General features: G+C 69.4%; 19 protein-coding genes. 9 read left to right on the forward strand and 10 right to left on the reverse strand.

Annotated features, from left to right (window positions below; genetic code table 11):
* Positions 1 to 4: 4 nt before the first annotated feature.
* From LRR16_RS08995 to LRR16_RS09015, 5 genes are all read left to right on the forward strand, one after another.
* Positions 5 to 838 (forward strand): ABC transporter permease, encoded by an 834-nt coding sequence (locus LRR16_RS08995; protein ID WP_232205646.1) that lies wholly within the window; start codon positions 5 to 7, stop codon positions 836 to 838.
* Positions 835 to 1644, forward strand: coding sequence for a quinoprotein dehydrogenase-associated SoxYZ-like carrier (locus LRR16_RS09000; protein ID WP_232205647.1), 810 nt, complete (start codon positions 835 to 837; stop codon positions 1642 to 1644). Before LRR16_RS08995 ends, LRR16_RS09000 begins: the two co-directional genes overlap by 4 nt.
* Positions 1641 to 2621, forward strand: a complete 981-nt coding sequence (locus LRR16_RS09005) for a quinoprotein relay system zinc metallohydrolase 1 (protein ID WP_370646775.1) — start codon at positions 1641 to 1643, stop codon at positions 2619 to 2621. Before LRR16_RS09000 ends, LRR16_RS09005 begins: the two co-directional genes overlap by 4 nt.
* 298 nt (positions 2622 to 2919) lie before the next feature.
* On the forward strand, positions 2920 to 4653 hold the full coding sequence (locus tag LRR16_RS09010; protein WP_006578064.1) for a PQQ-dependent methanol/ethanol family dehydrogenase: 1734 nt from the start codon (positions 2920 to 2922) through the stop codon (positions 4651 to 4653).
* A gap of 59 nt (positions 4654 to 4712) precedes the next feature.
* On the forward strand, positions 4713 to 5051 hold the full coding sequence (locus tag LRR16_RS09015) for a c-type cytochrome (protein WP_064573563.1): 339 nt from the start codon (positions 4713 to 4715) through the stop codon (positions 5049 to 5051).
* Between the two features lie 211 nt (positions 5052 to 5262).
* Here the strand turns inward: LRR16_RS09015 and pqqE are convergent, their stop codons facing one another.
* The 5 genes from pqqE to pqqA form a co-directional block, all read right to left on the reverse strand.
* Positions 5263 to 6435, reverse strand: coding sequence for a pyrroloquinoline quinone biosynthesis protein PqqE (gene pqqE / locus LRR16_RS09020; protein WP_232205767.1), 1173 nt, complete (start codon positions 6433 to 6435; stop codon positions 5263 to 5265).
* On the reverse strand, positions 6407 to 6652 hold the full coding sequence (gene pqqD, locus LRR16_RS09025; RefSeq protein ID WP_006578067.1) for a pyrroloquinoline quinone biosynthesis peptide chaperone PqqD: 246 nt from the start codon (positions 6650 to 6652) through the stop codon (positions 6407 to 6409). Before pqqD ends, pqqE begins: the two co-directional genes overlap by 29 nt.
* 50 nt (positions 6653 to 6702) lie before the next feature.
* Complete coding sequence (pqqC, locus tag LRR16_RS09030; protein ID WP_232205648.1) at positions 6703 to 7395, reverse strand: pyrroloquinoline-quinone synthase PqqC; 693 nt, start codon at positions 7393 to 7395, stop codon at positions 6703 to 6705.
* Complete coding sequence (gene pqqB / locus LRR16_RS09035) at positions 7392 to 8309, reverse strand: pyrroloquinoline quinone biosynthesis protein PqqB (RefSeq protein WP_232205649.1); 918 nt, start codon at positions 8307 to 8309, stop codon at positions 7392 to 7394. Before pqqB ends, pqqC begins: the two co-directional genes overlap by 4 nt.
* An 82-nt stretch (positions 8310 to 8391) precedes the next feature.
* A complete protein-coding gene (pqqA, locus tag LRR16_RS09040) occupies positions 8392 to 8466 on the reverse strand; it encodes a pyrroloquinoline quinone precursor peptide PqqA (RefSeq protein ID WP_006578070.1) in 75 nt (24 codons plus the stop codon).
* A gap of 105 nt (positions 8467 to 8571) precedes the next feature.
* Here pqqA and LRR16_RS09045 point away from each other — a divergent pair, with 105 nt between their 5' ends.
* A complete protein-coding gene (locus tag LRR16_RS09045) occupies positions 8572 to 9546 on the forward strand; it encodes an alpha/beta fold hydrolase (RefSeq protein ID WP_232205650.1) in 975 nt (324 codons plus the stop codon).
* Positions 9543 to 10508, forward strand: coding sequence for an MBL fold metallo-hydrolase (locus tag LRR16_RS09050; protein WP_232205651.1), 966 nt, complete (start codon positions 9543 to 9545; stop codon positions 10506 to 10508). The genes LRR16_RS09045 and LRR16_RS09050 overlap by 4 nt, the downstream gene beginning before the upstream one ends.
* Before the next feature lie 60 nt (positions 10509 to 10568).
* On the opposite strand, the gene LRR16_RS09055 is transcribed toward LRR16_RS09050, so the two are convergent.
* Complete coding sequence (locus LRR16_RS09055; protein ID WP_232205652.1) at positions 10569 to 12584, reverse strand: sigma-54-dependent Fis family transcriptional regulator; 2016 nt, start codon at positions 12582 to 12584, stop codon at positions 10569 to 10571.
* A gap of 266 nt (positions 12585 to 12850) precedes the next feature.
* On the opposite strand from LRR16_RS09055, the gene pedF reads away from it, so the two are divergent.
* Both pedF and LRR16_RS09065 read left to right on the forward strand, forming a co-directional pair.
* A complete protein-coding gene (gene pedF, locus LRR16_RS09060) occupies positions 12851 to 13360 on the forward strand; it encodes a cytochrome c-550 PedF (protein WP_006576851.1) in 510 nt (169 codons plus the stop codon).
* 100 nt (positions 13361 to 13460) lie between these two features.
* A complete protein-coding gene (locus LRR16_RS09065; RefSeq protein WP_370646779.1) occupies positions 13461 to 14354 on the forward strand; it encodes a substrate-binding periplasmic protein in 894 nt (297 codons plus the stop codon).
* A gap of 59 nt (positions 14355 to 14413) precedes the next feature.
* Here LRR16_RS09065 and LRR16_RS09070 read toward each other — a convergent pair whose 3' ends face one another.
* The 4 genes from LRR16_RS09070 to LRR16_RS09085 are packed head-to-tail and all read right to left on the reverse strand — an operon-like array spanning position 14414 to position 19067.
* Positions 14414 to 15118 carry a DUF2894 domain-containing protein gene (locus LRR16_RS09070; protein WP_232205653.1) on the reverse strand — a complete coding sequence of 235 codons (705 nt, stop codon included), beginning with the start codon at positions 15116 to 15118 and terminating at the stop codon, positions 14414 to 14416.
* A complete protein-coding gene (locus LRR16_RS09075; protein ID WP_006578208.1) occupies positions 15111 to 15758 on the reverse strand; it encodes an OmpA family protein in 648 nt (215 codons plus the stop codon). The genes LRR16_RS09070 and LRR16_RS09075 overlap by 8 nt, the downstream gene beginning before the upstream one ends.
* Positions 15755 to 18220 (reverse strand): DUF802 domain-containing protein, encoded by a 2466-nt coding sequence (locus LRR16_RS09080; RefSeq protein WP_232205654.1) that lies wholly within the window; start codon positions 18218 to 18220, stop codon positions 15755 to 15757. Before LRR16_RS09080 ends, LRR16_RS09075 begins: the two co-directional genes overlap by 4 nt.
* Positions 18221 to 18230: 10 nt before the next feature.
* On the reverse strand, positions 18231 to 19067 hold the full coding sequence (locus LRR16_RS09085) for a DUF3348 domain-containing protein (protein ID WP_232205655.1): 837 nt from the start codon (positions 19065 to 19067) through the stop codon (positions 18231 to 18233).
* Positions 19068 to 19127 lie beyond the last annotated feature (60 nt).

Below are 19127 nucleotides of genomic sequence, written 5' to 3' on the forward strand. Positions count from 1 at the left end.
CCCCATGCCCCCCATCGCCATGCCGACCTCTCCCCTGCTCCACCGCTGGCGCGCGCTGCGCGCCGTCGCCGGGCGCGAATTGCGCAAGTTCCTGCGCCAGCCCGGGCGGCTCGTCTCGTCACTGGTGCGGCCCCTGCTGTGGTTCCTGGTATTTGCCGCAGGCTTCCAGAACGTGTTCGGTGTCGCCATCATTCCGCCCTACGACACCTATGTCGAATACAAGGTCTATCTGACCCCCGGCCTGCTGGCGATGATTGCGCTGTTCAACGGCATGCAGTCCTCGCTGGCGATGGTCTACGACCGCGAAATGGGCGTGATGCGGCTGCTGCTGACGGCGCCGCTGCCGCGGCCATGGTTGCTGGCATGCAAGCTCGCGGCCGGTGCGCTGCTGTCGCTGCTGCAGATGGCCGTGTTCCTGCTGGTTGCCGTGCTGTTCGACGTGCCGGTTGCCTGGACCGCGCTGCCGATGCTGCTGGCGGCAATGACGCTGGTTGCACTGATGCTCGGTGCGCTCGGCCTGGCGCTGTCGGTGCATGTCCGCCAGCTGGAGAACTTCGCCGGCATGATGAACTTCGTGATCTTCCCGATGTTCTTCATCAGCACCGCGCTGTATCCGCTGTGGAAACTCGAGGAATCGGGGGCCGAGGCGATCCACCAGTTGGCGCGGATCAACCCGTTCACGCACGCGGTCGAGGCCATCCGTTTCGCGCTGTATGGCCAGGCGGCATGGGGCAGCCTCGCCGTGGTGGCCGCGTGTGCCTGCCTGTTCTTCGGCGTGGCATTGTTCGGCTACGACCCGCAGCGCGGCATGGCAAGGCCGCTGGGGAAGCGGGCATGAGCCGGCCAGCCTGGCCCCGCCGCCATGGCGGGCGCAGCCGCGGGTGGTTCGGCACGCTGCTGGCCCTGGCGGCGGTACTGGCCGCGGCACGGGGGCATGCGGCGGCCGATGCCGATCCCTTCGCCTCGCCGCAATGGCCCACGCTGCGCGCCGAGATGCTGGGCGATGCGCCGGCGGTATTCGATCCGCGCGTCAAGGTTATTGGCCCCGCTTTCGCCGAGGATGCACTGAACGTGCCCATCGCGTTCGATGCCTCCGCGCTGGGCGAGGTCGACAGGATCGTCGTGGGCGTCGACCGCAATCCGATTCGCCAGGTGCTGACCTTCACGCCTGGCAGGCTCAAGCCCGCCCTGTCCTTCCGCTTCAAGCTCGAACAGGGATCGCCGGTACGGGTGGCGGCGCGCACGCGCGACGGGGTCTGGCATGTCGGTGGACTGCTGGTCGACGCCGCCGGCGGCGGCTGCACGGTGCCCGGCGTGACACGCAAGGATGGCTCGTGGAGCGCGACGCTGAACCGGGTCGAGGCCCGGCGCTTCGCCGCGCTCGATGGCGGCGGTGGCCGCGTCCGGATCCGCGTGATGCATCCAATGGATACCGGCCTCGTGGCGGGCATCCCTGCCTTCCATATCGAGCAGCTGGCCCTCGTCGACGGCCGCCGCGAACCGCTCGGCACGCTGGCGCTGCACGAGCCCGTTTCGGAGAACCCGATCTTCTCGTTCGACCTGCGCGAGCCGGCTGCCCAACCGCTGGCGGTGACCGGCCGCGACAACAACGGCAACCGTATCGACGCCAGGGTGCTGCCATGAGCAACAGGCTGGCCACGATCGCCCGGCAGATTGCCCTGCGGATTGCCCTGCTGTTGCCCGCATCGGCATTCGGCGACGGGCTCGCAGAGAGGCCGCTGCAGCCGCCAGACTACCGCCTCGCGCCGCGCGGCATCGGCGACGGCGTCTGGCTGCTCGAGGGCGCGAACGCCGACTTCGCGGTCGGCAACGGCTGCAACATCATCAATACCGCCTTCATCGATACCGGCGACGGCGTGGTCGTCGTCAATACGGGACCGTCGCGGCGCTACGGCGAGCAACAGCGCGCGGCGATCGCCAAGGTAACTGATGCGCCGGTCCGCCTGGTGCTGAATCTGAACCTGCATCCCGACTACTTCTTCGGCAACCAGGCCTACGCCGACGCGAAGCCGGCGGCGCTTGCCGGCACCGTCGCGGGTGCTGCGCGCGAGGCGGGCTCGTATGCCGACAACCTGTATCGGCTGTGCGGAGACTGGATGGCCGGCACTGAACCGGCGCCGCCCGCCACGACGATCGAGCCGGGACAGCGCACGATCGGCCGCCATCGCTTCGAGCTGCTGCACCTGCAGGGCCATACCGGCGACGACCTGGTGCTGATCGACCATACCGCGCGCGTGATGTTCGCCGGCGGCCTCGTCTTCCGCGCGCGCGTCCCGACCACGCCGCACGCCGACATCGCACGCTGGCTGGCCAGCCTGGACGTGCTGGAACGCCGGATGCGCGACGACGGCTTGCGTCTGCTGGTGCCAAGCCATGGCCCGGCGCTCGATCGCGCCGATGCGATCGCACAGACGCGGGATTACCTGCGTTGGCTCGATGCGCGCCTGCGCCAGGCCGCCAGGGAGGGCCGCGACCTCGCCGAGGTCATCGCGATGCCGGTGCCGGCGCCCTACTCGGAATGGGCCGCGATGCCGGCCGAATACCTGCGCAACGTCACGCACCTGTATCCCGCGTACGAACGCGAGGCATTGGCGCCATGAACGCCTGTGCCGGGCTCGGCCAAGAGGTGCTCCATTCCGCGACAGCGGTTGTTGCGCGGTAGCGCGATACGGCCCGGTACGGCGCATCTGCGCAGTCGATCGCGGCGCGAAATGGCCCGCCAACAACGGGAATTTTTCACGGCTGGCGTGGCACGCGATTTGCGGTTTGGCGCACCGGCGCGGCATTGCCGATCGGCCCGTGCCGCGCCTACCGAAGGACCACCGGGAAATCCGCAGCAAAGATGATCGAAACCGATGATCGAAACCGATGATCGACAAAAAGAGAGAGGAGCAAACGATGAGCAAGTTGAAGGTGCTGGTGCTGGCAACCGCCTGCGTGGCCAGCTTCGCCGCGCGTGCCGCGGTAACGGACGCGATGATCGAAAACGACGCGAAGAGTCCCGGTGATGTGTTGTCGTGGGGAATCGGACCGGAGGGCCAGCGCTTCTCGCCGCTGGCAAGGATCAATACGAAGAACGTCGCGCGCCTGGTGCCGGCTTGGTCGTTCTCGTTCGGCGGAGAGAAGCAGCGCGGCCAGGAATCGCAGCCGCTGATCCATAACGGCAAGATGTTCGTTACCGCATCGTATTCGCGGATCTTCGCGCTCGATGCGAAGACCGGCGCCAAGCTGTGGAAGTACGAGCATCGGCTGCCCGAAGGCATCATGCCCTGCTGCGACGTGGTGAACCGCGGCGCGGCACTCTACGACAACCTGGTCATCTTCGGCACGCTGGATGCGCAACTGGTGGCGCTCAACCAGGACACCGGCAAGGTCGTGTGGAAGGACAAGATCGACGATTACGCGGCCGGCTATTCGTACACGGCGGCGCCGATGATCGTCAAGGGCCTGGTGTTGACCGGCGTGTCTGGCGGCGAGTTCGGCGTGGTCGGCCGCGTCGAGGCGCGCGACGCGAAGACCGGCCGGATGGTCTGGGTCCGCCCGACCGTCGAAGGGCACATGGGCTACCGGTTCGACGCCGAGGGCAACAAGATCGAGAACGGCATCACCGGCAACCTGAACGCCAGCTGGCCCGGCGAGACCTGGAAGACCGGCGGCGCGGCGACCTGGCTCGGCGGCACCTACGATCCGAAGACGGGGCTGGCCTATTTCGGCACCGGCAACCCGGGGCCGTGGAACAGCCACCTGCGCAAGGGCGACAACCTGTACTCGTCGTCGACGGTCGCCATCGATCCGGCCACCGGAAAGATCGTCTGGCATTACCAGAACACACCGAACGACGGCTGGGACTTCGACGGCGTCAACGAGTTCGTGACCTTCGATCTCGACGGCAAGCGCGTCGGCGGCAAAGCCGACCGCAACGGCTTCTTCTACGTCAACGACGCGCGCGACGGCAAGGTGCTGAACGCCTTTCCATTTGTCCGCAAGGTGACCTGGGCAAAGGACATCGATCTGAAGACCGGCCGGCCCAACTTCGTCGCCGAAAGCCGTCCCGGCGATCCCGCGGACCAGAAGAAGGGGCAGTCGGTGTTCGCGGCGCCGGGCTTCCTCGGCGGCAAGAACCAGCAGCCGATGGCATACAGCCCGCAGACCCGCATGTTCTACGTCCCGGCCAACGAGTGGGGCATGGACATCTGGAACGAGCCGATCACCTACAAGAAAGGCGCGGCCTTCCTTGGCGCGGGTTTCACCATCAAGCCGCTGAACGAGGACTATATCGGCGCGCTGCGCGCGATCGATCCGAAGACCGGCAAGATCGTCTGGGAAGTCAAGAACAATGCGCCGCTGTGGGGCGGCGTGATGACGACCGCCGGCGGCCTCGTGTTCTGGGGCACGCCGGAGGGCTATCTGAAGGCGGCCGATGCGAAGACCGGCAAGGAGCTGTGGCAGTTCCAGACCGGCAGCGGCGTGGTGGCGCCGCCGGTCACCTGGGAAGAGAACGGCGAGCAGTTCATCGCCGTGGTGTCGGGCTGGGGCGGCGCCGTGCCGCTGTGGGGCGGCGACGTCGCCAAGCGCGTCAACTTCCTCGAGCAAGGCGGCTCGGTCTGGGTGTTCAAGCTGAGCAAGGTCTGAGCGTTTGTCCGACGGGCCGGCCCTCGGCGGTGCCGGCCCAGCAAGAGCTGGAGAATTCCATGCAGAAAGAACGAAATCGACGTATCGCGCCGCGCGCAGCCGCCCTTGCCTTCGGCCTCGCGCTTGCGGCATCGGCACAGGCGGCACCCGATATCAAGGCGCTGGCGGACAAGAACGGCTGCTTCTCCTGCCATGGCATGCAGGGCAAGCTGGTCGGCCCTGGCTTCGCCGAGGTTGCCGCCAAATACAAGGGGGACGGCGAGGCCGCAGGCAAGCTGGCGCGCAAGATCCAGGAGGGCGGCAAGGGGGTATGGGGGCGGATTCCAATGCCGCCGCATCCTTCGCTGAAGGACGAGGAAGCGAAGCAGCTGGCGGCGTGGGTGCTGGAGGCCGGCTGAACGGCGGCCCGTGCGAGGCGCGATGTTCCATCGCCCTCCATGGTCCTTCATCGCCCTCTCCCCAGCCCTCTCCCCAGCCCTCTCCCGCAAGCGGGAGAGGGAGCATGGTGCCGGCAGCGCGACGGCTCGCCGCGCGACTCGCCCTCTCTTCCGCTCTGCCGCTCCGCCGCTCTTCCGCTCTTCCGCTCTGCCGCTCCGCCGCTCTCGCGCTCTACCCCTCGCTCAACCGCAGCGAATTGGCATCGGTGCGGAACAGCAGCGGCGCCTTTCTGCCCCGCTCCACGCGTCCCTGGGCCAGCACGGCGGCCAGCCGGCCCTGCGCCACGATGGCACGCACGCGATCGTGATCGCCGGACCGGTCGCAGACCGGATCCGTCGCGTCGGCGTCGCCGGTCAGCTGCCATGCCTGGCAGCGGCAGCCGCCCGCGTCGGCCTCCTTCTCCTCGCAGGAACGGCATGCCCCCTTCATCCACGCGGTGCCGCGATAGCGGTTGAATGCGTCGCTGTCGAACCAGATCTCGCGCAGTGGCATGTCGTTGACGTTTGGCAGCGCGAGGCCCGGCAGCATGCGGGCGGCGTGGCAAGGCAGCGCCGTGCCGTCGGGCGCGACGCCCAGAAACGTCGTGCCCCAGCCGTTCATGCACTTCTTGGGCCGCGTTTCGAAATAGTCCGGTACCACGAACAGAATGCGGCAACGCGAGCCGATGCGCCGCCGATAGCGCTCCACCACGGCCTCGGCTTCGCGCAGTTGCGCGGCATCGGGCATCAGCGCCAGGCGGTTGCGCCAGGCCCAGCCGTAGTACTGGGTGTTGGCCAGCTCCAGATACTCGGCGCCCATCTCCAGCGCCATTTCGATGATGGTGCCGACATGCGGCAGGTTATGCCGGTGCAGCACGCAGTTCATCACCATCGGATAGCCGTGCGCCTTGATCATCCGGGCCACGCGCCGCTTCAGGTCAAAGGTGCGCGTGCTCGACAGGAAGTCGTTCAGCTCGCGCGTCGAATCCTGGAAGGAAAGCTGGATGTGGTCGAGCCCCGCCTCGCGCAGCGCCCCCAACCGTTCGTCGGTCAAGCCGACACCGGAGGTGATCAGGTTGATGTAGAAGCCGAGCCCGCGCGCATGCGCGACGAGCGCTTCGAGATCCTTGCGCATCAGCGGCTCGCCGCCGGACAGTCCCAGCTGCACCGCGCCCAGCGCTCTGGCCTGCGTCAACACGTCCAGCCACCGCGCGGTGTCGAGCTCCTCGCCGTGCCGCGCATAGTCGACCGGATTCGAGCAGAACGCGCAGTGCAGCGGGCAGCGATAGGTCAGCTCGGCCAGCAGCCACAGCGGCGGACCGGGACGCGCTGCTCCCTCAGGCGAGCCAGCCGCGTTCGAATGCATGTTTGACAAAGGCATGGACCTCCGCGGCGATTCCTTGTACGTCGTACGCGCCCTGCAGTTCGTCGATCAGCATGTCGAGTGTCCGTGAGCCGTCGCAGCGCCGCAGGATTGCCGCCGCGCTGTCGTTCAAGGTGACCATGCCCTCGGGATACAGCAGCACCCAGGCCTGTTGGGCCTCCTCCCATTGCAGGCGCAGCGTCCGATGCAGGGTCGGCATGCCGGTGTGCGGGGATGACGGGGATGGCGGGGATGGCGGGGATGGCGCGGTCATGGATAGGCCCTCTCGATGGCATCGAGCATCGACCACAGCACGTCGAGCTTGAACTGCAAGATCTCGAGCGCGCGCCGCTGCTCGGCCGGCGTACGGAAATGTTCGAGTGTCACGCGCAGGCCGTGGTCGACATCGCGCTGGGCCAGCGGGATGCGCGAGCGGAAATAGTCCAGCCCGTCGCGCTCGATCCATGGGTAGTGCTCCGGCCAGCCTTCCAGCCGCTGCCGGTGGATCTCCGGGGCGAACATCTCGGACAGCGACGAGCACACCGCCTCCTGCCACGGCGCGCTGCGCGCGAAATTGACGTAGGCGTCGACGGCGAAGCGCACGCCAGGCAGCACCAGCTCCTGCGACCACAGCGCCTGGCGCGGCAGGCCCACCGCCTCCCCGAGCCGGACCCAGGCTTCGATGCCGCCGGGCTCGCTGTCCGTGCCGTCATGGTCGACGATGCGCTGCACCCACAGCCGGCGTGTCTCGCGGTCCGGGCAGTTGGCGAGAATGGCGGCGTCTTTCTGCGGGATGCGGACCTGGTAGTAAAACCGGTTGGCCACCCAGCCTCGGATCTGTTCCGGCGTGCAGTGCCCCGCCGCCATGCGGCGATGGAATGGGTGATGAATGTGGTAGCCCGACTGCTTCGCGCGCAGCCGCGATTCGAATTCGGCGGGGCTCCACGCGGTGGCCTGCGTCATAGCGCGATCTCCATGCCATCCCAGGCGACCTCGATGCCGCGCGCGCTCAGATGGCGGCGCTGCGGCGACCGTTCGTCGAGAATCGGATTGGTGTTGTTGATATGGATCAGGATCTTGCGCGATGCCGGCAGCGCGTCGAGTACCTCGACCATGCCGCCTGCGCCCGACAGCGCCAGATGGCCCATCTCGGCTGCGGTCTTGTTCGACAGCCCCTGCCGCAGCATCTCGTCGTCGGTCCAGAACGTGCCGTCGACCAGCACGATATCGGCGCCGCGCAGTTCCTCCATCAGCTCGGCTGTCACGTGCCCGAGGCCGGGAGCGTAAAAAACGCGTCTGCCGGTGGCGGTGTCGACGACGCGCAGGCCGATGTTGTCGCCACGCCGGGGCGCCTGCCGGTTCGGCGAATACGGTGGTGCCTTGCTGTCGAGCGGCACGGGCGTGACGGTGGCGCGCTGCAGCGGCGCAATGCGCAACGGTTTGCCATCGAGCGGCAGCGGATGCGGCTCCAGACCGCAGTAGTGCGACAGCACGCGCGACAGCGGCAAGGCCTCGGACAGGTCGGCGAGCACCGGCGCGGTCGCATATAGCGGCAGTCGACGACTGTTCTCGCGCAACATCAGCAGCCCGGTGACATGATCGATCTGCGCGTCCATCAGCAGCACGGACGCGATGCCCGTGTCGCGCCGCTGGCGTGCCGGCTGCAATGCCGGCGTGGCGCGGATCTGCGCCAGGATGTCGGGGGATGCGTTGACCAGCAGCCAGTCCAGCCCGTTCTCCGTCAACGCGATCGAAGACTGCGTGCGTGGCATCGCCGAAACCGCGCCGCGACGCACGCCGTCGCAATTGGTGCAGTTGCAGTTCCACTGCGGAAAGCCCCCGCCCGCCGCGGAGCCCAGAACCTTTAACGTCGTCATCGCGGTGCCACGCGCCGTACGCGCCTTGCGTTCGTGTTGCAGTCCCCGCGGACGCGGGGACCATCGGCTGATCCGCTCGACGTCAGCGGTTGGCGATATACATCGTGATCTCGAAGCCGAGGCGAAGATCGGTATAGGCGGGCGTGGTCCAGTTCATGAGGTCTCCTTCGATGTGGTTGCTTGGCACGGACTGTGATTGCCGAGTCGGAACGGGCGGCGGCGCAGTGCCCCGCCTTTCCGCATCGACGATGAGGCAACATCCATGCCCGACACCGCACAGCGGCAACGCCTTCCCGGCGGTTCCGCAGACCGCGTCTTCCGGCTGCGCACGGCGGACATGCACAGCCTGCACGTGCGCCTCCATGGCCGCGCCGACGGCGTTCCCTGGCTGGTGCTGCATGGCGGCCCGGGCAGCGGCTGTTCGCCGTCGATGGCGGACTGGTTCGATCCGACGCGCCACCTCGCGATCCTCGCCGATCAGCGCGGCGCGGGCCGGTCGCGCCCTGCCGGCACGCTTCGGCGCAACACCACCGGTGCGCTGCTGGCCGATATCGAACGGCTGCGCGCGGCGCTGGGCGTCGAGCGCTGGCATGTGGCCGCCGGCTCATGGGGCGCCGCGCTGGCGCTGGCCTACGCCGCGCGGTGGCCGCAGCGCGTCGCCGGCCTGGTGCTGCGCGGCACCTTCCTGACCGGCCGCGACGATATCCTGCGGCTGTTCGCCGCGCGCGCCCGCGGCATGTCGGTGCCGCCCCCCTTGCGTACCGCCGTTGCTGCACCGCAAGCACGCGGCAATGGGGCCGACGCACAACGGCGTTGCGCCGTACGGCTGCTGCAGAATGGAACAGGTGTTCAACAACGGGACACCGCAAGGCGGTGGCGCGCGGTGGAAACGGCGCTGCTGGGCGGACGCGCTGCCCGTCATCGACGGGGCCGTCCCGCCATGCGCGAGGACGAAGTGCTTCGGCGCAAGTACCGCATCCAGGCGCACTACCTGCAGCGCCGCTGCGGATTGGGCAAGCCCGCGCTGCTGCGTTGCGCCGCCAGCATCGCGCGGCACCGGATTCCCGCGATCCTTTTGCATGGTGCGCGCGATCGCGTCTGCCGGCCCGGCAATTCGGCCCGGCTGCTGGCGGCAATGCCGCATGCCGTCCTGCACGTGTTGCCGCGCGCCGGACATCTGGCCACGGGGCCAATGGCAGAGGCATTGCGCGCGGCGATCCGGGAGCTGTCCTCGTGACGGGCGGCCGCCGCGTGTTCCTGCGGCGTGCCGCCGGCCTGGGACTGGCCGCGCTGTGCGCGCGCCGCGTTGCCGCGGCGGCAGGCGCGGGGAAGCCGCTGATACTGTCGCCGGTGGCGCCCGGCATCTACACCGGCGCGGTGGAGCGCGACGACCTGCCGCTCTCGCCATGCCTCGTCGCGATCGGCCAGGACGGCGTGCTGGTCGTCGATCCCGGCCCAAACCTGAACCACGGCCGCCGCCTGGTCGCGGCGATCCGGCGACGGACCGCGCTGCCGGTGCGTTGGGTCGTCAATTCGCATCCACACCCCTGGCAGGTGTTGGCCAACGCCGCCTTCGCGGAATTGCGCCCGCGCCCTGCCTTCCTGGCGTCGACGGCGACAGCCGACGCGATGCGATCGCGTTGCGACGCCTGCCGCCGTCTTCTCGTGGCCGAACTGGGGCCCGCCGCGATGGCGGGCACGGGCATCGTGCTGCCGCGGCCTGCGCTGCGGGACGGCATCCCGCTCGAGGCGGCCGGACTCCGCTGGCAGGTGCGGCTCTTCGCCAACGCGCACAGCACCTCGGACACCGCGTTGTATGCGCCCTCGCTGCAGCTGCTGTACGGCGGTGGCTTGGTCACGGGCGACCAGGTGCCGGATCTGCGTGACGGCTCGCTGACGGGCTGGCGCGCCGCGCTGCGCGCGCTCGCGGCCCTGCCCGCGACCGCGGTGATCGGCGATGCCGTCGGGCCGCCGCAGCGGAGCCTGGCGCCGACGCTGGCCTACCTCGACGGTCTGGAAGACGCGATCCGGCAAGGGCTCGCTCGCGGGGTGGACGCTGCCGATGCATCGCGCGCGGTGCCCGGCGACGCCTTCCGGCAGTGGCGCGGCTTCGTGCCGCGGCACGCGCTGAACGTACAGCGCGCTTGGCTGGAGCTGGAGGATCAGTGGATGCGGACCGCGCCGGCCGGGCCATCGTGAGGCGTGGGCAACGACCCCGCCAACGGCCGGGCCAACGATTCGGCCAACGCGGGGGCAGGCTCAGTACGGGGCGTCCGGGCCGGCCTCCCCGTCGCTCTGCAGCAGGCGGTCCGCCTCGCCGAGCTTGCGGTAGACCGTATTGCGCGAGATGCCGAGCGCCTTGGCGGCCGCCGAGATATTGCCGTGATGCGCCTTGACGGCTGCCACGATCGTCAGCGCCTCGACATCGGCGAGCCGCGTCGGCCGCAGCGGCTGCGACGGCGAGCCCGCCGGCGCGAAGTTGGGCATCCCGCCGGCCGGGGCGGCCGACACCGCAGTCGACGCACCCAGGCCCGCTTCGTTGCGTTCGCGCCAGTCGTCAAGGAAGTCGTCTGGCAGGTGCGACACGTCGATCTCGTCCTCTCCCTCCGCCATCAAGCGCGCCGTGTTCAGCAGGTTGGCGAGCTGGCGGATATTGCCCGGCCAGTGGTAGGACGCGAACATCCGCATGACCGGCTCCGCGATGCGCAGCGGCGGCGACGCGCCGCCATGCCGCGCCAGCACCTTGGCCGCGACCACGTCGAGGTCGCTGCGGTCGCGCAGCGCGGGCAGCCGCACCACCAGGCCATTGAGCCGGTAGTACAGGTCCTCGCGGAAGCGCCCGGCCGCGACTTCCTCGCGCAGATTGCGGTTGGTCGCGCAGATCAGCACGAAGTCCACCTCGATGACCTTGTTGCTGCCCAGCGGCGTCACCGAGCGTTCCTGCAGCGCCCGCAGCAGCCGCACCTGCAGATGCAGCGGCATGTCGCCGATCTCGTCGAGGAACAGCGTGCCGCCGTTGGCCAGCAGCATCTTGCCGATGCCGCCCTTCTTGCGCGCCCCGGTGAACGCGCCCTCCTCGTAGCCGAACAGCTCGGACTCGAACAGCGTCTCGGGAATCGAGGCGCAGTTGACCGCGACGAACGGGCCCTGCTGGCGCTGGCTCTCGGCGTGGATCGCACGCGCCAGCAGTTCCTTGCCGGTACCGGTTTCGCCGCAGATCATCACCGGGATATCGCGGCCGACGACCTTGCGCAGCTTGCCGATCACCGCCGCCATCTGCGGATCGCCGGTATCGAGCTCGTCCAGGCCGCCGGGCTGGGCGGCGTTCGGCAGCCGGCTGCGGCGCGGCACGGCCGTCTCGCGGGCCTCGGGCATCAGTCCGCCGGACGGGACCACCGTCGAGCGAGTGATCTCGACGCGGGCCCAGACCTTGACCCCGCTCGACAGCTGCAGCGGCATCACGCCACCGGGGGCGCTGCGCAGCGCGTCGAACAGCTGCCCCATCGACAGCCCGAACAGCGACGAAAACGTATGCGCGCGCAAGGCGCCGACCGACAGGCCGAGCTGGAACTGCCCGCTGCGATTGGCCGACAGGAAGCGGCCGCCGGGCGTGAACGAAGCCAGCCCTTCCGCAATGGTGCCGATGAACTCCTGGCGCGCGTGGAAATGGACGCGCACCATGTCCTGGAACGCGTTTTCGAACAGATGGTTCTCGATCATCTGCGCGGACATGCGCACCAGCGCCATCGTGTGCTTGTGGAAGCCGCGATGGTCCCCCGTGACATCGAGCGCGCCTACCGTCTTGCCGTAGGGATCGAGGATCGGCGAGCACGAGCAGGTCAGGAAGTGATTGGCACGCAGGAAGTGTTCGTCGCCATGGACCAGCGTCGGCAGCCCCTCCGTCAGCGCGGTGCCGATCGCGTTCGTGCCCTTGCTCTCCTCGGACCACACCGCGCCGGGACGCAGCGCGACCTTGTCGGCCTTCTCCAGGAAGTCGTCGTCGCCCAGCGAATGCAGGATCAGTCCGGCCGTATCGGTCAGGATCACCATGCTGTGCGTGTTGACGATCTGGTCGTACAGCATCTCCATCACCGGCAGCGCGTGCGTGAACAGCGACTGGCTCTTCTCGATCTGGCTGCGCAGGTCGACCGGGGCGACGGGTCCGAAGTCCGGAGTCTCGTAGGGGCGCAAGCCATAGGACTGCGATCGCTGGTGGGCCTGGGCGATGGTGTCGGCGTGCGTGCCGCCGTGCGGCTCCGGCTCGTGCGGGGTCATGGGATGTCTCCTGTTCGGCTGCCCGGCATCTTGGTGCCGGATCTTCGGCGATCGGGGCGCCCGCGCGGAGCGTTCCGCCCGGGCACTGTTGCATTGTGGAGCAAAATGCTTGCCAGGGTGTTGAATTCGAGGGCGCCCCGGCGGCCATGCTGCAACGCGGGCGACGCCGCCGCATGGCAATTCCCGCGGTTTCCGGGCCTGGCGCGAGTGGCACAGCTCTTGCGGACGATCGGGGCAAACGATCCCGACAACATCAGGAGACCACGATGGCGACTTTCCGCCCGACTTTCCGCCCGCTTTTCCGCCCCCTCCTCTGCGCCCTTGTCCTCGGCGCTGGCCTGACCGCCGCCGCGATCCCGGGTGCCGCGCACGCCCACGGCGACGTCACGCCCCAGGCGGTCGACACCAGCACGTTGCCGCAGCTTGGCAAGGAGTGGAAGCAGGAAAACCCTTACCGCACAGGCCCGGCTCACGACGAGGCGCTACGCATCGGCAGCTCCGCCTATAACCAGAACTGCGCGCGCTGCCACGGGCTCGACGCGATCTCCGGAGGCATTGCGCCGGACCTGCGCAGTCTCGACTCGGACTGTTCGGCGCTGGCCGACCCGAAGAAGAAGCAAGGCTGCTACAGCGAGATCGACCAGTACTTCGCCACCACCGTGCGCCGCGGCCGCACGCGCGACGGCCGCGTCTACATGCCCCCGTTCGACGAAACGCTGACGCAGGAAGCCGTGTGGGCGCTGAAGACCTATCTGGAGTCGCGCCGGCCGCAGTGAGAGCGCACGGCGATGCCTGTCGCGCTTCGGCGCGGCTCGGTGCGCCGCGGTCGCTCCCCTTCTTTTCCGTTCGCCCCTTCAGGAGACAACGATGCCCCCGATGTCCCACGCGCCTTCGATGCGGGCAGCGCTCGCACCGAAGGCGGCCCCGCGCCGCCGCCGCGCCATCGCGTTGCTGTTGCTGTCGGCCGGACTCGCCTGGTCGGCCGGCGCCTGGGCCGATCTGGCCCGAATCCGCGAGAGTGGCCGGCTGAAGGTCGCCGTCTACAAGGCCTTTGCCCCCTTCTCCGAGGTCGTCGATGGCAAGCCGACCGGCGTCGACGTCGCGATCGCGGAAGCGCTGAGCCGCCAGCTGAATCTGTCGCTGACGCTGCTGCCCTTCGACGCGGACGAGAACATGGTGGACGACCTGCGCAACATGGTCTGGCGCGGCCACTATCTGGGCTATGGGCCGGCGGACGTGATGCTGCACGTGCCGGTCGATCGCGCCTTCATGCGGGAGAACGACAAGGCGACGATCTTCGCGCCGTACTATCGCGAGCAGTTCGTGCTGGTGCACGACACCGCGCGGCTGCCGCAGATCCGCGACCTCGGCGATCTGGCGGGCCTGCCGCTCGGCGCCGAAGCCGGATCGGCCGGTGCCAATGCCCTGCTGGCCGGTGCCGGCGGCGCGCTGCGAGACAAGGTCCGCATCTATCCGTCGCCGCGCGACAGCTTGCGGGCGCTGTTCGCCGGCGAGATCGCGGCCGCGATGGTCACGCGTTCGCAGTACGAGAGCGCGCTGAAGGACGAGGGTCGCGCCGCTTCGCAGTACGCGGCCGCGGAAGTCTCGTCGCCGCTGCTGCCGCCGCGCGGCTGGGCGGTCGGCATGGCGGTCAAGGCCGATAACAAGGAACTGGCCGACGCGGTACAGCGCGCGCTCGATGCGCTGCGCGGCAGCGGCGAACTGCAGCAGATCTTTACCGCGGCCGGACTGACGCCGGTGGCGCCGTGAGGTCGTGATGTCGTGATCCCCGATGCAGTGATGCGGTGATGCGGTGATGCCGCCGGGTCTCAGGCTTTCGAGGACCCCGCGGGCCGGGCGCGCGACTGGCGCGCTTTGCCTCGCGCGGACTTGGCCGGATTGGCGGCGGGCGGCGTGCTCTTGCTGTCGGCGGCGCGGTCGGCGGCGCTGTCGGCGTTCATCCGCTCGAGCCGCGACAGCGTATCGACATACGACAGCAACTGCTGCAGATAGCCCGGCGACAGCTCGCGCATCGCCGACAGCGCGCGATGGATCAGATGGTTGGAGTTCAGCGGTCCGGCGTTCTCGGGGACGCGCTCCAGCGATTGACGCCAGGCGCGATCGGCGCTCAGACGGGTCCATGTGCGGCGCACATAGTCGACCAGGGCCGGATCCGGTTGCGGCGGATGCCTCGGCGCGATCGGCGCGGCTGCCGGGCCCTCGCCTTGCGCGTCCGTATCGCCTCTGAGCTCGCACGCCAGCGCCGCCAGCGGTCCCGGCGTGCGCGCGCCTCGCTGTGGATTGTGCTCGGGCTCGCCGGACTCGCCGGCTGCTTGCTGAAGCGCGTCGTCATAGGCCTGAACGAGTGCGGCGAGCCTGTCCTGCAGGCGCCGCCGCGCCTCGCCGCCTTGGGCTTCCATCCGGCGTGCCAGTCCCTCCAGCAGGCGAAAGCGGACCGGATCGACGCGATCCGCCCCGCTGTCGCGCCATGCGTCGATGCGCGCGCGCACGTCGTCCGCATCCAGGCTAGCCACCGGACTTCCCTGTTCCCATCGACACGCGCGGAATCGGCGCGATCTCGACGCGGCGGTTGCGAGCGCGGCCCTGCGCGTCCTTGTTCGACGCGACCGGCTGCTGCGAGCCGAACGCGGCCGAGAACACCGACGCCGCCGGCACGCCCGCATCGATCAGCGCGCGGGTCACCGTCAGCGCGCGCTGGGCCGACAGCTCCCAGTTGTCGGCGAACTGGCGGTTGCCGTCGCGCACCTGCCGGTCGTCAGTGAAGCCGCTGACCATCAGGATCTCGTCCCGATTGCGCAGATAGGCCTTCAACGGCGCCGCCAGGCTCTTGAGCACGTCCTGTCCTTCGGGTTGCAGCTCGGCGGAATTCAGCGCGAACAGCACGTTGCCGCTGATGCCGATGCGTCCGTTCACCAGCGTCACGCGCCCTGCCGCCAGCGGCCCGGCCAGCGCCTTTTCCAGGCTCTCGCGGCGATGCATTTCCTGCTGGCGCTGCTTGACCTCGTTGTCCAGCCGCGAGGCGAGTTCGAGCTGGATGCCGATCACGCCCAGCAGAATCAGCACGAAGGCGCCGAGCACGACCGACATCAGGTCGCCGAAGACGGCCCAGGTCGGTACGGCCGGCTCGACGCCGGCGTCGATCTCCTCTCTCATGCCGCCTCTGCGTCGGGTGCGCGCCGGCCGGCGACATGCTGCAGGTCCTCCAGGATCTGCTTCTGCGAACGCATGCTGAGATCGACCACCTCGCGCGCCTGGGCCACGTAGTAGGCCAGCTGCTCGTCGCTGCGGGCCATCGACTTGTCGAGCGCGGCCTCGATGCGCTGCAGATGCGCGACCAGCTTGTCGTTCGATTCGCTGAACAGCTGCACCGCCACGCCGAATGCTTCGCCCAGGCTGGCCACCTCGGCCGCGCTGCCGGTGACCTGTGCGGCGACGTCGGTCAGCTTGCCGGTCTCGGCCTCCACCTTGTCGGTGAAGTGCGAGCCGATGCGTTCGAGCAGTTCCGCACTGGTGCCGACCAGCGTGTCGACCGCCTCGCGTTGCGCGGTCGAGGTCCGGCTGACCTGGTCGAGCAGCGTGGACAGGCTCTCCATCAGGCGCGTGCGTTCTTCCAGCATCGCGTTGTCGCGCGCCATTTCATCGGACAGCTTGCGCCGCAGTTCGGCAATGGCGTCGGCGGCCACGCGCGGCGCTTCGCCGGCGACCTGCGCCAGACGGGCGACCTCGGCGATGGTGGCACCGGCCTGCGCCTGCGTCTGCGCGGTGATCTCGTGCGCGGTGCGCTCCAGCGTCTCGCAGATCTGTTGCTGCCGGCTCGCGGTCTGCGCACCGGTCTGTTCCCATTGCTGGCGCAGTGCGGCGGCGATGCCGTCCAGCGTCGCGCTCCAGTTGGCAAGGCGCTGCTCGTCGTGCGCCGCCAGTTGCGCGCGCAGCTCGGCCTGCGCCTGTGCCACCGTGGTCAGCAGCGTGCTCGCATTCTGTTCGAACGCGCCCGTGGCGGCCGCCAGTGCCTGCTGGTTCTCGGTCGCGATCGCGCCGATCGCGCGCTCGTGGCTGGACAGCGTCGCGCTCCAGTTGGCAAGGCGCTGCTCGTCCTGCGCGGCCAGTTGCGCGCGCAATTCGGTCTGTGCCTGCGCCACCGTGGCCAGCAGCGCGCTGGCGTTCTGTTCGAAGGCGCCCGCGGCGGCCGCCAGCGCCTGCTGGTTCTCCGTCGCGATCGCGCCGATCGCGCGCTCGTGGCTGGACAGCGTCGCGCTCCAGTTGGCGAGCCGCTGTTCGTCCTGCGCGGCCAGTTGCGCCCGCAGTTCGGCCTGGGCCTGTGCCACCGTGCCGAGCAGCGCGCTGGCGCTCCGCTCGAACGCGCTCGCGGCGTTGGCGAGCGCCTGCTGGTTCTCGGCCGCAATCGCGCCGATGGTGCGTTCCTGGCCGGACATGGCCTCGTTCCAGCGGGCCGACACGGCCGCTGCCGCGGTGTCCATGCGCTGAGCAACCTGCTCGAGCAGGCCGGCCGAGCGCTGCTCGAAGCTGGCGGCGAAGCCATCGAGCGTGCCGCGCAGACCGTCGGCCAGCGCCGCGCTGGTACGCCGGTGGTCCGCCAGCGCCTCGTTCCACAGGCCGGCCGCCTGGGTCGTGGTGGCATCGAAACGGGATGCGAGGCCTTCCAGTTGCTGCTGCATCGACTGCGTGACGGTATCGCGCAGTCCGGCCGCTTCGCGGGCCAGGCCCGTCATCGTGGCTTCCACCGCCGGCTGGATCGCCGCGCTGGCGGCCCGCGCGCTTTCCGCGACGCCGTCCTTCAGCGACCGCTCGACCGACGCCGCCAGGCGGGTGTAGACCGCTTCAGTCTTCCCGTGGAACGCGTCCTGGCTGGCGGCGAGCCGTTCGGTCAGCGCCTGGCTCTGCTGCTCCATCGCGGCCATCATCGCGTTCAGCCGGTCCACCAGTACCGGCATCGTCTCCGCCTGGCTCTGCATCAGCCGGAACGCCTCCTCGCGCTGATGGGCCCGCGAATGGACGCGCAAGGTCGTCGCGATATGGGCGTCCAGCGCCTGCGCCGCGCCGATACGCTCTTGACGGCACAGCGCCGACAGCAGTCCCAGCATGGCCGAGGTCGCCACGCCGGCCACCGAGGTACCGAAGGCGAAGCCCAGGCCCTTGACCGGCGCGGCCAGCGAGGCGCGGATCGCCTGCAGATCGGTCGCGGTTTCCAGCGCGAGGCCGGTGCCCTTCAGCGTGGCGACCATGCCCAGAAAGGTGCCGAGCATGCCGAGCAGCACCAGCAGCCCGACGAAATACGAGGTCAGCGCGGGACCGGGCAAGGCCACGCGTTCGCCTTCGACCCGCAGCCGAACGGCCTGGCGCAGGCCAGGATCGATGCGGTCGAGCCAGGCACCCAGGCTGGCCGGCGTCTCCGACAGGCCGTTGACCGCCTGCGTCAGGCTCGCCGTCGCGCGGCGATAGCGTTGCAGCTCGAAGGCGCCACCGACATAGAAGCCGCCGATCAGCAGCGTCACGGCGAACGCCAGCGCATTCGAGCCCGCGTAGCCGGCACCGATCCAGCAGACGGCCAGCAGGCCGGCGAGGAACACAACAAGTTGAATAGGGAATCGGGTCATGATGTTCTGATTAGCTGCCGGATCGATGGGGGCCCAGGGCTGCGACCAATCCGTCGACGGGTTGGAAACGCAGGTCCAGTTCGGCCAGCAGCAGGTCTTCCATGTCTCGGCGGAACACGCGGCGCCACGCGCCCGGCGTGATCGTCACCGCCACGCCAGCGGGCTCGGCCCTTTCGGCGGCATTGGCGGCATTGGCGGCATTGTGGGTATCGGGCGCTTGCGCGGCTTCGGCGGCTTCGGTTGCATCGGCGGCCGCGATCTGGGCCAGCGCGCGCTCCTCGGCCTGCCGCAAGCGCTGATAGCGCGCCTCCAGCACGGCCGGCAGGTTCGCCAGCAAGGCTTGCTCGCGCGCGCCCATCACGCGTTCCATCACCGCATCGAGCATGGCAAGCCTGCCTTGGCCTGACCGGCGGGCCAGGGCGGCACGCAGGCGGCCGCGCAGATCGCCGATGGCGGTCTCCATCCGCTGCTGCAGCGTCAGATAGCGTTGGCGGTAGATCGCGAAGTCGGCCGACGCGTCGAGCGCCTCCGCCGGCAACGGCCGGACCGGACTGCGCCGCCCCCGGGCCGAAGCGCGGTCGTCGCGGATCGCGTCGACCAGCATCGCCCGCACCCGCGCGCAGTCGGCCGCTTCGTCGCTGGCGACGCGCGCGGCGGCCGCCGGCGCGGCCGGCGGGTTGCCATTGAGCGCCGACGAGAGGGCAATCGCATCGGTCCAGCCCAGCCATTGGCTCAGCTGGCCGGACAGCGACGGCCCCGGTTCGGGGGCCTGGGCTTCGGTCAGGTGCGCAAGCAGCCGGATCAGCGTCTGTCCGCCGGGGCCTGCGCTCGGGGGCACTTGCAGCATAGCGCCTGAGTGAAAAACCCCGCAGTTTACACTGCCGGGGCCCCGTTCCGGCCGCTGTGC

The sequence above is a fragment of the Cupriavidus sp. UGS-1 genome, assembly GCF_021213615.1.
In the GTDB taxonomy this organism is placed as follows: Bacteria; Pseudomonadota; Gammaproteobacteria; order Burkholderiales; family Burkholderiaceae; genus Cupriavidus.

Bases quoted from the DNA above. Each gene is read 5' to 3' on its own strand.
- LRR16_RS08995 (WP_232205646.1), top strand. From the start codon at position 5: ATGCCCCCCATCGCCATGCCGACCTCTCCCCTGCTCCACCGCTGGCGC.
- LRR16_RS09000 (WP_232205647.1), top strand. From the start codon at position 835: ATGAGCCGGCCAGCCTGGCCCCGCCGCCATGGCGGGCGCAGCCGCGGG.
- LRR16_RS09005 (WP_370646775.1), top strand. From the start codon at position 1,641: ATGAGCAACAGGCTGGCCACGATCGCCCGGCAGATTGCCCTGCGGATT.
- LRR16_RS09010 (WP_006578064.1), top strand. From the start codon at position 2,920: ATGAGCAAGTTGAAGGTGCTGGTGCTGGCAACCGCCTGCGTGGCCAGC.
- LRR16_RS09015 (WP_064573563.1), top strand. From the start codon at position 4,713: ATGCAGAAAGAACGAAATCGACGTATCGCGCCGCGCGCAGCCGCCCTT.
- pqqE (WP_232205767.1), bottom strand. From the start codon at position 6,435: ATGCATTCGAACGCGGCTGGCTCGCCTGAGGGAGCAGCGCGTCCCGGT.
- pqqD (WP_006578067.1), bottom strand. From the start codon at position 6,652: ATGCCGACCCTGCATCGGACGCTGCGCCTGCAATGGGAGGAGGCCCAA.
- pqqC (WP_232205648.1), bottom strand. From the start codon at position 7,395: ATGACGCAGGCCACCGCGTGGAGCCCCGCCGAATTCGAATCGCGGCTG.
- pqqB (WP_232205649.1), bottom strand. From the start codon at position 8,309: ATGACGACGTTAAAGGTTCTGGGCTCCGCGGCGGGCGGGGGCTTTCCG.
- LRR16_RS09045 (WP_232205650.1), top strand. From the start codon at position 8,572: ATGCCCGACACCGCACAGCGGCAACGCCTTCCCGGCGGTTCCGCAGAC.
- LRR16_RS09055 (WP_232205652.1), bottom strand. From the start codon at position 12,584: ATGACCCCGCACGAGCCGGAGCCGCACGGCGGCACGCACGCCGACACC.
- pedF (WP_006576851.1), top strand. From the start codon at position 12,851: ATGGCGACTTTCCGCCCGACTTTCCGCCCGCTTTTCCGCCCCCTCCTC.
- LRR16_RS09065 (WP_370646779.1), top strand. From the start codon at position 13,461: ATGTCCCACGCGCCTTCGATGCGGGCAGCGCTCGCACCGAAGGCGGCC.
- LRR16_RS09075 (WP_006578208.1), bottom strand. From the start codon at position 15,758: ATGAGAGAGGAGATCGACGCCGGCGTCGAGCCGGCCGTACCGACCTGG.
- LRR16_RS09080 (WP_232205654.1), bottom strand. From the start codon at position 18,220: ATGACCCGATTCCCTATTCAACTTGTTGTGTTCCTCGCCGGCCTGCTG.
- LRR16_RS09085 (WP_232205655.1), bottom strand. From the start codon at position 19,067: ATGCTGCAAGTGCCCCCGAGCGCAGGCCCCGGCGGACAGACGCTGATC.